Genomic DNA, 14,998 nt, shown 5'->3' with positions numbered 1-14,998 from the left:
CAGTATTATTTTGGATGTAATAGTTAATACAATAGGTTGTAGGTGTTAAGAACACAGGCCGTATAAAAAACTGTAATAATTAACACAACAAAAATTGCTGCAAAATATTGCAAAACATTGCCTTAAAAAATGAGCAAATTTTTTATAGAAAAGGGGTTGTATCAATACCGATGCTCGGTGATACTGAAGGCGTGATCCAAAAAGCGCGGATTCGTAACCCGGGCTGGAACACAAAAATGATTTTCAAAACAAAACATGCCTCGTCGTAAAGGCACCAAAACGAAAATCAACACAAACAATTCAAACCAAACAAAAAGCAAACAATGCCAAAGACAATTCCCAGCGTCGGCAGGTACGCTTTTTCGCGTTTCTGTACAATCATTCGGCATATACCGCTAAGCTTTATTAGCGTATTTATTGCTGTGTTTATGCTCTTGCTTCCACTCCTCGGAACAGGGCTTCTTGTCATGCCCGCCACCAGTACGGTTGATGCGGCGCTTTCTGATACCCTGAATTTTCAAGCTCGTTTATACAATAACTCCGGTAACGTCGTTTCTGATGGTAGCTACTCTATAGCATTTAACTTATACGAAGATGCTACTACTGGCACCTCTATATGGAATGAAACTCAAAGCGTCACAGTCCGTAACGGTTACTTCAGCACCAATCTTGGTTCGGTCACTAGCTTTGGTAGTTCGATTGATTGGAGCGAAGAAAAGTGGCTGACCATGAACGTCGAAAGCGACGGCGAGATGACGCCGCGCATCAAACTAACCGCCGTACCTTATGCATTCGACTCTGGCAGGCTTGAAGGTCGGACAGCTGATGAATTTGCACAACTGGCGCCGAGCTTAATACAGGCAGTTAACTCTGCTAACACCGCACTACGCATAAATCAAACCGGTGCGGGTAATTTATTACAACTTCAGGGCGATGGATCAAATGTACTTACATTGTCTAAGACCGGTAATCTCACCGTTGAGGGTTCGGGGACATTTGACGGAGGATTAACCGTTAGTGCCGGCGGTACCTTTACTAATGCATCGAGTACTTTATTGACCGCTATATCAATTAGCGATCGGGCCACAGGTGGTAATATTGGATCCGCTGCAACAACCGTTGACGTCGCGACTACGTTTAACGTAAATCAGACAACTGCCAGCCAATCGTTAACATTGCCAACACCTACCGACACTACTTCCGGGCGGATTATATATGTTAACAACGTTGGCAGTGCAGAATTTACTATGTATGGCAACCCCGTTTCTGTGGGTAGTAGTAGTTCGTTCATTTGGAACGGTAGCAGCTGGTCGCAGACTATATCGTTTAATACCGCAGGCAATGTACTACAGGGTGGCAACACGTTTGGTACCGATATGGTCATTGGTAGCAATGATACACACCCCTTAAACTTGATAACCAATGGTATTACACGTGTAGAAATTGCCAGTAATGGCAATGTTGCATTTGACACCGATACATTATTTGTTGATGCAGTAAACAATAGAGTGCAGGTTGGATCAACAGCGAATATAGACGCGCGTCTGAGTGTGGTCGGCGGTGCCGATCAGACTCAGCTGCTTGTCCGTGCTCACAGCACGCAGTCGATGAGTAATCCGCTTGTTCTGCTCCAGGATTCTTCTGGGTCAGAACTGGCGCGTATTAACGCGACAACAAGTAGTTTGTTCTTCGGTAATGGAGCTGGTGGGTCGACCGCTTCAGGTGCAAATAACACAGGAATAGGCGCGAGCGCTCTGGGCGCTGTCTCGACGGGGACAGCGAATACGACGCTGGGTTCTGGGGCGCTCGCGTCTGTTTCTGTGAACAGCGGCAACACGGCCGTTGGGTACAATGCCGGCAACTTGGTAACGGGCAGTAACAACATACTGTTTGGTTACCAGGCCGGAGACAACATTACTACCGGAAGCAACAATATAATTATCGGTTACGATCTTGATGCCTCCGCAGTTGGAGTTAATAACGAACTTAACATTGGTAATGTTCTGCGCGGTGATTTGAGCACCGGTTCAGCTCTCTTCCAAAACACCACTGATTCGACCACTGGCTTCCAAATTCTTGACCAGGATGGCGGCACGCCAATCTTCAATGTTGATACTACTAATGAACGGATTGGTATAGGCACGGACAGTCCAGGCGAACGTTTGGACGTCCAAGGCGGCGACATTAATACATCTGGCAGCCTAATGACTGGCGGCACTACCCGCATTACTAGTACCGGTGTCCTCCAAAACGTCTCTCACGCTGATGCCGGTAATTTCTTCACTGCCGGTACACTTACCGTAGAACGTGGTGGCACCGGTATCGCCACCACCACCGCCTACGGCTTACTAACTGGCGGCACAACCAGTACCGGTGCCTTCCAGAACGCCGGTACCGGTACAACCGGTCAAGTCCTCCAGTCTAATGGTGCGAGTGCTCTCCCAACCTGGGTTGATGCTACTCAAGCTAACAGCTGTACGGACTGTGTTGCTCTGCAAGGTGCAACACCAGGCACACAACAAACCGGCAACATTAATATCTCTGGCACCATCGTCGCTGGATCCTTCAGCGGCGACGGCTCACTCCTCACCGACCTCAACGCTACCAATATCACTACCGGCACCCTGGCAGATGCCCGCCTCACTAGCAACGTGGCGCTACTTGACCGCAACAACCAAACCTTCACCGGCAACGATCAACTCTTCCAAAACACCACCGACTCTACCACCGCTTTCCAGATCCAGGATAGCGCCGGCACATCTAATCTATTTACTGCCGACACCACCAACAGCCGCATTGGTATAGGTACGGATAGTCCAGAGTTTAGCCTACATGTTGTAGGCGAAGGGTCTAACTATATATCTAACGATGCGTACGGGGGTATTCCGCTTATACAAGGTCGACGAGCAGGTGGAACGATCGGTAGCCCGACAGCCTTACAAGCAAACGACACGTTTGCTCAGTTTAGCGGACGAGGTTATGACGGTACGGGCTTCTCGGGCACGCGGGCTGCCATGGTGTTGCAGGCAACGGAAGCTTGGTCAGATACTGCACAAGGTTCAAGAATCCGTTTCTATACAACTGCTTCAGGTACGACGTCACTTGCGACACGGATGGTTATTGAGCAAAATGGCAACGTATCAATTGGCGGTGGTTACGTTACGGATGCACAGCTTTATGTTAGAAGCTCGGGTAACACATCAGCAACACAGTCACTTAGAGCTGATAACTCTGACGGTGACCCACTTCTATTTGTACGGGATGATGGCAGGTTAGGTATTGGCACTTCTAGTCCTCTTCAGCCATTTGGCGGTACCGGACTTCACATACGTAATGATTCTGGCAACGCTGGTCTGTTACTTGATTCAGACGCAACTGGAGCGGCGCTTCTCATGCTTGGGCGAGAAGGCTCAACAAACTGGCATATTGAAAATGACTCAAGCGACAGGTTCTCTTTGACACAATCTGGCGTTGCCCAAAGATTCTTGATAGACACAAGCGGCAACGTTGCAATCGGTTATTCGTCACCGGGTACTTACAAACTTGCTGTTAACGGCAATACATATACAGGCGGCAACATTGTATTAGCTGAAGGGTCTGGTCGAGCTATCAGTGTTGAAACTCGTACCACAAATACAATAGGCAATGACCTAACAGTTAGTGCCGGTGCGGCTGGATCGGGTGGTAGTGCGTTCGGTGGCGGCGACCTGGTGTTGCAGGGCGGTAACGCAGCCGGTACAGGTAATGCCAATGGCGGTGATATCTTGCTGAGTGGCGGTGATGGAGTTGGCACGGGAGCCAAAGGTCTAGTCGTGATTAGTACACCGAGCTTCACTACTTCGGCCACACAAAACTGCGCAAGCAACTGTACAATTACCCAAGCCAATGTTGACGGCACCGGAGTAGTGGTTGTAGATGCCACGGCTTCTGGTCTGGATGTTGACTTGCCCGACCCAACTAATACAACCGCCGGACGTGTCGTGTATGTTACTGCAGCTAACGGCTCCAATGACTTTACTTTGATCGTAAATGGCGGTGGTGTGGGCGATGAGATCGGCATGCGTGCTAATACAACCGCCACCATGATTTGGAACGGTTCTGACTGGACGGCGGCCGGAGCATCAAGCTCAACAACCCTACAAGCTGCCTATGATAACACCCTCACCAGCGCAGGTGGCGCAGAGCTTGTGCTTAACGGAGTCGGTGGCAGCGCCGATGGTCTGACAATCAGGAACAACCCAGATAACCCAATTGAGGGCGGCGTTCTCGAGGTCCAGACATCAATCGGCACCAACCTATTTAGTGTAAATAACTACGGTATAGAGCTGGCCGCCAACGGTGGCGCAGAAACCGCCGGTACATTCAGTACAAACTGGACCGCCGCACCAGCTGGAGGCACAATTAGCCGTACAACCACAACAGACGAATACGTCACAGGCCAGGCAGGTGTCGAGGTTACAACCGGGGCTAGTGCCAACCATGGCGTCCGCAACAACCTATCTGGCAACCCAGTGGTCAATACCACATACCAGGTATCGTTCACGGCGCGGCTAGACTCTGGCACATTCAATACACTCGAAGTCTTGTATTCACGAGATGGCGGTAGCAACACAGTTGCTTGTGATACGTACAGCACACAAACTATCGTGACATCTGATTGGACCAAGGTTACCTGCACGATTACTACCGACGGCACTACAGCAACCAACCCAGACCTCATCATCCGCCAGACAGATGCCACAGCGCGTACTTTCTGGATTGATAACCTCAGCTTCCAGCGCAATGATAGCACCACAACCCCATCCCATGTCCAAATTGGTGGCGGTATCACCGGTGGTTCAGTCACCCTGTTTACACTTGACCGATCATCAACCCCACCAGTAGATGACGGTAACGATACGTATCTCGGCTCAATGTACTACGACACGACAACCGGACGCATTCAGTGTTACGAGGCTGATGGTTGGGGTGCTTGTGGATCACCTCCAGACAACTACGTCAACCTATTGCCAGAATTCCCAGGTGCTGTCCTAAACGGCACGGGCGTAGGTACGATGACAGCAGACTTCTGTGGTAACGGCGGCGGCCTCAGCGTAAACACAACAATGTGTGACAGCGGCGAAGCCCGTAACTTCTACCAATGGACATCTCCACAGATAACAGAGCAAGAATACAGTATCTACATTACCTACCAGTTACCAACCGCCTTCAAACAATTTGCGAGTAACGATACGATTACGCTGACGGCTCGTACAGATAACGTTAGTAACGGCAAAGTCACCTACGAAATGTTCCGCAACGAAGGCGGCACGATTAACCAATGTGGTACTGAAACCACCGTTACTACAACCGCAAACACATGGCAGACGGTCGGTATCAGTGGTAACGAGGCCGACGGCTGTGGCTTCTCCACCTCGTCAGCTAACAACTTCGTTATCTTCAAGATAAACGTGAAAGCACAAAGCAACGCTAATGTATTTGTCGGCGAGCTGAACTTCACAACTAATGGTCAGTAATCCTACTGTGAACAGTTTCATCACTAGAGATAAATTGGTACAATACTAAGCGTTAGGAGAAACGCCAAAACAACGGTGCGAGTGTAGGTATATGGGTAAAAGAAATAATCCGTTCCAAAACAAGTTTTTTGCCCGCAGCTTTCGTCATATTTCCAGTTGGCGCAAAGAGGTGGGAGTGTTGATGTGGCAAAAAGTCCCCCGCGACATCTACCGCATAGATCAATACTTTAAGAAGCGCACACTACTGCGACGTATCGGCTACGTATTGCTTGCGTTGCTCATACTGCTCAGCGTGTTCTTTGGACTAATCAACCCACGCATACAAGACGCTAGCTATGAACTTGCTGCCAACGCTCGTGCGCTGCTGGATGACCCCGTCGAAAGTTATGGCGAGAAACTCCAGCTGGACGAAGAAAACGGTGTGTATGAATACAACAAAGGCTACGCTCCGTTTGTTGGTTCGTCTGTTGGGCAAAGCGGTACACCGAAGTTCATAGCAACCTTGCCACTCGATCCCCAAAAAGGCACATCAATTACCGACCCGGTGAATGAAGTATCTATAACCTTTACGCCCAAGTTTGGCCTCGGGATGCCGCGCAAAGACGTAAACCAAGTGGTGTATCCGCTTAAAGGAATGGATGCCCACAAAGTCTATACATTAAAAGGGAGCGCCATAAAAGAGGACATCATATTGCATACCCACCAGGGTGACACTATGACGTTTGATTATGACGTTGGTTTGCCGGAAGGTACTCAGATGCGCCTAGAAAATGATGGGTCTATCGGTGTATATGGTGCCGACCCAACACTGCTTGGTAAAGTCAGCACAAGTTCTGAAAAGGATGCAGAACTATTAAAAAATGCTAGAGAAAATGCCAACAAAGAGCAGTTATTGTTTCGTATCCCGGCGCCGTTTATTTTAGAAGGCAAGCGAGAACTTAGCCCGGCGCAAGCCCGGTTTGAGCTCCGTGGCAATGAACTTAAGATTATCGCCAGCGAACTCCAAACTGCAACCTACCCAATTAGTATTGACCCGAGTGTATACATCGAAACCGCTAGTAAGCTGATGCGTGGCAACAATGAAACAAACATAGACTTCAATGTAGACAACGAGCTTATCCAGAAAGGTAGCACTACTGGCGCACGTTTTGACGAATGGCAAAACACCATGCCTCTTGATGAGGAGCGATGGGCGGCTGGTACGGCAGTTGCTGGTGGTTATATATATGTTATTGGTGGCAAAGGAACAACCGGTCTGAGCGCTAGTTCTTATACCAACCCTGGTAGTTTTGATTTCGAGGTTCCAACCGGTATTACAGAAGTGACTATTAGCACATGGGGTGGCGGCGGTGGCGGTGGCGGCGGTGGTAGCGCAAGTGCAGGTGGTAATGGCGGCGGTGGTGGTTTTGCTAGGTCGACTGTTTCGGTAACCCCCAGTGAAACGTTAAATGTGCGCGTTGGTGGTGGTGGTGACGGCGGCATAGCGAGAACCTACTCTGGGGATGGTGGTGGTGGCGGTGGTTATAGTGGTGTATATCGGAGTTCCACTCCTCTGATTATCGGTGCTGGTGGCGCCGGCGGTGGTGGTGGCGATAACTCCTCTGGTACGGCTGGGGGTAACGGAGGCGCCGGAGGAGGCACAAATGGTATAGGTGGTGGCAACTCTTCATCTGCTGGTGGTGGTGGCGGCGGCACCCCGTCATCTGGTGGTAGTGCCGGGACAGGGGGGCTTAATGACGGATCTGCTGGAAGTAGTGAGACAGGTGGTGATGGCGCTGATGGGCGTACTGGTCAAGGTGATGACGGAAGCACAGGAAATGGTGGTGTAACAAGTGGTGGTGATGGCGGTCTTGCTGATATTGGGCTTGGAGTTGCTGGCGGCGGCGGCGGCGGTTCCGGGCGATATGGAGGCGGCGGTGGATCAGCATCTGCAAGTGGAGATGCTGGTGGCGGTGGTGGCGGTGGTGGCTCTAGCTACACTACTGGTTCAAGTACTACCAATACGGCTGGTAGTGGTACTACTCCAGGAAATAATGGTGACGCTTTGCAGGACGGCTCAGGTATAGGTGGGTCAGGCGGTGGGTCTGGCAGCACTGGTAGTGATGGTGAATCTGGCTTAGTCGTTATTCAATATTCATCAGGCGTAAGTACAGGCGCAAGTGAATCTAATGTCTATTGGGCCAAATTCAATCCAGTTACAGGTATAGTAGAAAGTCCAAATCCTGGTGAAGGAGCTTGCAGTGGGTGGTGTACCGATCCGGCATATAACTTGCCAGCTCCAAGGTCTGCATTATCAGTCGTCGCGTATAACGGTTTTCTTTATGCATTTGGTGGTCAAGATGGCAGCGATACCCGCACCGACACTGTTTATATTGCAAAGTTAGGTGCCAATGGCGAGCCTAGCTTGTGGCATCCCACAGACACAGATCCGGATAACTGGGAACACTGGTATGTGGACACTAGTCTAAGCAGCGAACGGACATTTGCGGCCGCCAAAGCCTACAACAACCGCATATATTTGCTCGGTGGTCAGACAGATGCAGCGAGTGGTGGCGTGAGTACTGTTGAATTTGCCGATATTAACCCTAATGGTACGCTCAGTAGTTGGACTTCTGCGGGCATGACATCGTTGCCGAATGCGCGTCATAACCACTCAGTAGAGGTCTATAACGACCGTATGTATCTGCTCGGGGGTAATAGTAGCGGCACGCTGCAAGATAGCGTGTATTACACAAGACTCAATAGTAATGGCACAATGAACGATTGGGTAGAGACCAACGGATTTGGTACGTCGCGCATGGCGTGGGGCGGCAACTTTAGTACCATATGGGGCGGCTATATTTATATAGCAGGAGGTTGCTCGGTGACAAACGGTAGCGGTTACTGTACGAGCACCCGGGATGATATTCAGCTGGCAAGTATCAATGCTGATGGTAGTTTGACGGATTGGAATACCATCCTAAATGTAACGGACACGCGGCAGGGGTATGGGTTTGTATCGTGGCGGAATACATTGTATGGCGTATCAGGCTGTATGGTGCAGAGTACCGTTGATGGGAGTTGCACGACAGCAGCGTCGTCTATGATTTACGGTGATATCAACCAGGACGGTGATGCCTCGACAGTAAGTATTACAGAAGCGAGCGGTTCAGGTAATTGTACGGGTGGTGACCCGTATGATTGTGACTTGCCGCCACCTGGTGACGCTGTGGGGCAGATTGGTCATATGTTGAGCGTGAGCGTAGTCCTTAACGGGTATCTATATGTGATTGGCGGCTGCGTGGACTACACATGTGACGGATCTACGCCTGGTGCAAGTGATGTATCTGGGAATATAGCATATGTCTCTATTGGCCCAGATGGAACGCTTCGGGAGCCAGCTACATGCAGTGGGTCATCATATGGTTCTTGGTGTGTCGATAGCACAAACCGGATAAATGGCACCACAGGTGTCGCTGCCGCCGGTGTGGCAGTGTTTGAAAGCCGCATTTACGTTGTGGGCGGGCTTGATGGCGGTGGCAACACTAATACGATATTTAGAAACACGGTTAATGATGACGGGAGTTTATCAGGCGCCTGGGCATCTCAATCGTTAACTGGTACTGGGGCTGCGAATGTTTCGTATACTTTCGCATATGCAAGGGCTAACCCAGATTCAGCTGGCTCTAATCCGGGCAATCTATTTATCTTTGGGGGGTGCACAGACAGCACGCAGGCGGGTTGCACGACGTACAGCACCGGTATATATAAATGCAATATTCAAACAGGTGGTGCTATTGCTAGCTGTTCGACCGCTGGTCAGTTACAGATGGACTCCGATCCAAGCACTGGTGGCAGCCAGGGTTTGGGTATTCATTCAGGTACGGTGTATGCAAACTATATATACTTGATTGGTGGTGTGAGTGATACAGAAGTGGACAAAGACACGGTCTTATATGCCCAGTTTGATGATAATAATGACGTTGTGGCGGTGTCTGGTTCTGGCTGGATTGAGTCTCCAAACACACTGTCTATTGGGCGCCGGCGCGGCTACGCCTTTGGCTACAACGGCTACTTATATGCCGTTGGAGGATACGAGGACGGTGGCGGAGGGACAATTATTCCGGATATCGAGTTTGCTAAAGTCAATGTTAGTGACGGTTCTATTGGGACGTTCAATAAATCGGTAGTTACGATTAACCAACGCTGGGGTCTTAGTATGGTTGTGTCAAACTCGTATGCTTACGTGATCGGTGGCTGTAATGTTGGTGCTAGCCCTGGTGGCTGTAGTAGCTTTGAGCCATCACTACAGACATTCCAAATTTATAATAATAACTCCGGAGCAACTGCTGACTATACCGAATCCACTGGAGATTTTGCTACCGCTAATAGCCGTATAGGAGCTAGTGCCACTGTACTGGGTGGTTATATTTACGCAGCGGGTGGTACTACCCCTGGTAGTGCGGCGACAGATAACGTTCAATATGCCCAACTTAGCCCGGATGGTACTATAGGGAGTTGGTCTGACTCAACCGGTTCTTTACCTGAAGGGCGAGCCTGGGGGCAGCTTGAGTCGGCAGGGGGGTCGCTGTACTACGTTGGCGGTAGAGATGATAGCTGTAGTGGAAATACCACGGGAAATTCTCGATTTGAGCGCTGGAATGATATTGGCGGCGGGACGGCTGTTTCAGATTTGTATAACGAACCAAGCTTTCCGGATAATCCAGATTCTACACAAACGCTAAGCGGCTCCGATCTGGCGGGACCGACAAATATCGCAGATAATTTCGGCGGACGGCTGTCTGCAATTATATGTCCGCCTACCACAGGCGATTATACGTTTTGGATAGCTAGTGACGATAGTTCTGAATTACGGTTAAGTACGGATTTAAACCCCGACAATGTTAGCGTAATTGCGTCTGTTACCGGCTGGACAAACCCGAATGAATGGACTAAGTATGGATCCCAAGAATCTTCGCCAGTAACTCTAACAGCCGGCGTGCCTTATTATATTGAAGCAAACTACAAAGAGGGTAGTGTCGGAGACAATATATCAATTGGCTGGACTCGACCTGGGAATGTCCAAGATCGTCCAATCTCTAATACGTATTACTCCTCCCCAGAGGAGATAGACTCACTTGGAGATCCACAATCATCGGTGTATTATGCCACTCCTTCATCTGGTGATATATCATCGTGGTCTGCTGCTACAAATGGCTTGCCTGGCGCACGTTCACAGCTTGGTGCTGCCCAATGGAATAATCGTCTGTATATTACTGGCGGTATAGACAATACTGGAAATGCAAGCGACTCAGTTTATGTTTCGCCCCAGCTTAATAGTGGCGGTGACATCGCAAGCACATGGACAACCGAAGCAAATACGTTTGATGTAGCTAGAAGTGGTCTTACAACCATCGCGTACGCGAATAACTTATACATTATAGGCGGGGATGATGGTACGAACTATTTTAGTGATGTGCAATATACGCAAATAAACGCGGATGGGACGCTTGATCCTTGGTCGTTTACTACAAACTTAACGCAAGCGGTGAGCGGCGCAGACGGGTTTGCAGCTAACGGATTTATGTATATCGTTGGCGGGCGCTCCAGTGCAAATGTCTGCACAAACAACACCTATGTGTCACCTATTAGTGCAAATACTACTATAGCGACAGGCAATGAGCCGACGGGTATCGGTGAATGGTATCAAACTAACGTTGAGTATGAGGGTGAACGCTACGGTTCTGCAGTCACCTATGATGAAGGGAAGCTATACATGTTAGGAGGCGGTTGTATACAACAGAGCGTGACATACGGTACATACACATTTGATGCAGACAACGACGGTGACGAAGGTGCATGGACGTTTGTTTCTGATAATGGAACCGACGGTTTAAACTCATCAGGCACTAACCGAGCATGGTCGCATGATACCAACGATACTCCGTCCGTGGATGTTGGTCCGACTTCAGGACAAGGAGGTAATCCTGACGGTTATGTATACACAGAGGCTTCATCTCCAGCTGCAGGCGGGGATACTTTTCATATGACCTTTAATAAGACACTCAATGCGGAAACACACAACTGGGACATTGAATTCTATTGGAACCAGCGTGGCAATAGCAACCTAGCAACTGTGCAGATACAAACAAATGAAAATGGTGGAGGCTGGACAACACAGGCCACGTATGGGTCGGGTGGCCCGGATGTTGCTACTGGTGGGACACAGCAGTGGAATCAGGAATCGTTTGACCTGTCCTCCGTCGTTAGCGATAGCTCCACGGAGTTGCGCCTGCTTGTTACACTCGGTAGTACGGGCGATATTTGGCATAACGATTTTGGGATTGATTCCATTACTATTGACGGAGAAGTTTCGAGCTCAGGCACAACTATCCTGTCGTCTAATCAGCACTACACGGCTACTTTGCAATCACAACCACAGGTGGCACGGTATTCGCGGTTGATAGACACAGACACCAATGTTTTTCCGACTAAATGGCTCATGAACGGAGTTGATAACTCGATTGGTGCTCGTTGGCAAACTATCTATCGTTCATCGACAGCGAGCAATAACAGTTGGGGTGTTGCTACTGATTTTGGTGATGTGACACTTGGCAATCCGGAAGATTTTGTTCCGCTAGACGGTACGGGTACGGATACTGACTTTGCTAGATATTTTTACTTTACGATCACCATAGATAGCTCGCAGACATACGGTTACCCAGACGATGTAACCAGGGGTCCTACACTAAACGACTTGTCACTATTCTTTACATCTGACCCGTCTAAACGTTTACGGCACGGCAAAACGTTTACTGGCGGTGAGCAACAGCCGCTGGATACGCCATTCTAGAGCACGATTAAGCGGTTTTATGGTAAGCTTGGAATAAATATGGGTAACAACAAAGACGATTTTTGGCTAGACGACGACCCCGAGTTGCGAGCGCTACAGCAGCGTGCCGGAGTTGAACAAAACGCACCAGCAAAACCGGAGACCTACGATTACATCCGCAGCCGGTTAGCTAAAGATGCCCAAGCTGTCGCACCACCCAAGCCGGGCGGTAAAAAAGAGTCAATAATAAAGCAGTTTTTTCCTAAGACCCTACCGAAGTTGAGGCCTCCTCGGCTAAACCGCAAGCAAATCAAGTTGGCGACAGCTGGTACAGGGGTAGTAGCCCTAGTCTTAGTAGGAGCAGTGGCGTTGTCTCTGACGAGAAATGGCACAGAAGTAGAAGAGCAACAGGGTGGTGTGTTATCTGATAGCGCTCAAGTTCCACCGTTTGCAACTCTACTACCACCAAGCGATAGCGGCGCAGTGCTAAGTGGGCTCCGCTATGATAGCGACAAGAAGGTGGCGAGCTTTACGAGTAGAGTTGACGACGTCGCTGTAACTGTTAGCCAGCAAGAAATGCCAGAAAACTTCTCTACTAACCCGCAAGAAGGCCTCAAGAAGTTAGCGGGCGATATCTTTGCAACTGAGCAAATTGAACTATCTGACGGGATGGCCTTTGTCGGGAAAAGTACCAACGGCCCACAGACAGCAATCATGGTCAGGGAAGGGATATTGATCTTCGCCCACTCCCAGCGTGAGATCCCAGAGGACAAATGGAAAGACTTTCTGGAAACAATAGAATAACCTAAAAAGGCTAGTATTATACGGCTAGTTTAACAAAATATGTCAATATGTTGACATATATGCGGTAGTTGATGAGAGTATGTAGTATTTTACGACGTGCGGTTTTTTGGCGTGAGACCAATAGCTAATCATTTAAAAACGGTCTAAAATGATATTTTTACGGCGTTTACTGGGTGAGGTAATAGTGGTAATCTAGATGTAATAGGGGTACAACATATACATGAGTCATACTATTGCGGTTATTAACCAGAAGGGTGGAGTCGGCAAGACTACGACGGCTATTAATGTCGCGGCTTATCTAGCTAAAGCTGGCAAGACAGTTTTGGTGGTTGACGCTGATCCTCAAGGTAATGCTACAAGTGGACTTGGCTTGGATAAACATTCGCTCGGCTCAACCTTATATGATGTATTGTTTGATAATGCGGATGCCGCGTCAACCATACTTGAGACTGAAACCGATGGGTTGTTTGTACTGCCGAGTAACGCGAACTTAGCTGCAGCAGAAGTTGATATGGTCGGTACGCTGAGCCGCGAGACATTATTAAAACGAGCAATCGAAAAATGTAGCCATGATTATATATTGATAGATTGTCCGCCATCGCTTGGGTTACTTACGGTCAATGCGTTAACTGCTGCCGATAGTGTATTGATTCCGGTTCAAGCCGAGTATTATGCGTTGGAAGGTTTAAGCCAGTTGCTTAGCGTTATAGACCAAGTAAGGCATGGGCTAAATCATAATCTTTCAATACTTGGTGTGGTGCTCACAATGTATGATGCACGTACGAGTTTGTCCGGTCAAGTTGAAGCTGAACTAAAAAAGCATTTTGGAGATAAAGTTTTAAGTACAGTGGTTCCGAGAAATGTCCGTTTAGCTGAAGCACCAAGTTATGGCAAAACAATTGCCGATCATGATAAATGGTCACGCGGGGCTCGTGCTTACAAGCAGCTTACAAAAGAAATAATAAAAAGGGCAGTAGCATGAGCGCTAAAACCGGATTAGGCCGTGGATTCGATTCGCTTATACCAAAAGGTCTGGATACCCAGAACCTTATAAATGAAGGCGAACGAATACAAAATATACTCATTGCTGATATTTCGCCGGACAAAAATCAGCCGCGATCACATTTTGACGAGACTGCACTAGAAGAGTTAGCAGATTCAATAAAACGTTACGGTATTGTGCAGCCTCTGATAGTAACCCCTATTGAACACAATAAGTATTCAATAGTTGCCGGTGAACGACGCTGGCGAGCTGCTAAACTTGCTGGGCTGGACAGGGTGCCAGCAGTTATTAGAAACGCCGCAGAGCTTGAGAAGCTAGAAGTAGCACTTATAGAAAATGTACAGAGAGTTGATTTGTCACCGTTAGAGCAAGCAGTCTCGATAGAAAGACTGCATCAGCAGTTCAATATGAACTATAAAGACATAGCCAGCCGGCTTGGTAAAGCTGCTACCACCATAAATAATATTGTGCGACTGTTACAGTTGCCTGAAAAAGCGCGCGATGCGTTGGCTCAACAAAAAATTACTGAAGGTCATGCCCGTGCAATTTTGGCACTTAAGCCCGACACGGTAAAACAACAGAAATTGCTAGAGCTGATTTTAAAAAATGGTTGGTCGGTGCGTCAGGCTGAGCAGTATGTTGTGGGCAGCCGCAATAGTGCCGGTTCACAGAAAGCGGCCGTAAAGCGCGTTTCTACAACCACACCGGAGACAAAACGGATTGGCAGTAAACTTAAAACCGATGTAACGCTCAAACATACCGCCAAAGGCGGCAGGCTGGAGATTCACTTTAAAAACGACGATGATTTACGACGTATCGTTAAAACATTAACCAGCCAGTAGTTATATAATAGCTATTAATATA

Annotated in this window: 5 protein-coding genes; all 5 read left to right on the top strand. The window is 48.7% G+C overall.

What is annotated here, in order from left to right; all coding sequences use genetic code 11:
• Positions 1-323 precede the first annotated feature (323 nt).
• The 5 genes from U5K77_00825 to U5K77_00805 all read left to right on the top strand — a co-directional run bounded on the left by U5K77_00825 (position 324) and on the right by U5K77_00805 (position 14,976).
• On the top strand, positions 324-5,516 hold the full coding sequence (locus U5K77_00825; GenBank protein ID MDZ7744293.1) for a carbohydrate binding domain-containing protein: 5,193 nt from the start codon (positions 324-326) through the stop codon (positions 5,514-5,516).
• A gap of 91 nt (positions 5,517-5,607) precedes the next feature.
• Positions 5,608-12,348, top strand: coding sequence for a PA14 domain-containing protein (locus tag U5K77_00820; protein ID MDZ7744292.1), 6,741 nt, complete (start codon positions 5,608-5,610; stop codon positions 12,346-12,348).
• Between the two features lie 39 nt (positions 12,349-12,387).
• Complete coding sequence (locus U5K77_00815) at positions 12,388-13,131, top strand: hypothetical protein (GenBank protein ID MDZ7744291.1); 744 nt, start codon at positions 12,388-12,390, stop codon at positions 13,129-13,131.
• A gap of 220 nt (positions 13,132-13,351) precedes the next feature.
• Positions 13,352-14,113: an AAA family ATPase gene (locus U5K77_00810; GenBank protein ID MDZ7744290.1), complete on the top strand. Its 762-nt coding sequence runs from the start codon at positions 13,352-13,354 to the stop codon at positions 14,111-14,113.
• Entirely contained in the window at positions 14,110-14,976 is an 867-nt protein-coding gene (locus tag U5K77_00805; GenBank protein ID MDZ7744289.1) for a ParB/RepB/Spo0J family partition protein, read from the top strand. The genes U5K77_00810 and U5K77_00805 overlap by 4 nt, the downstream gene beginning before the upstream one ends.
• Positions 14,977-14,998: the final 22 nt, after the last annotated feature.

This window comes from Candidatus Saccharibacteria bacterium (assembly GCA_034521515.1).
Lineage (GTDB): Bacteria > Patescibacteriota > Saccharimonadia > Saccharimonadales > JAXHMH01 > JAXHMH01.
This window is presented reverse-complemented; position numbering and strand designations above follow the sequence as displayed.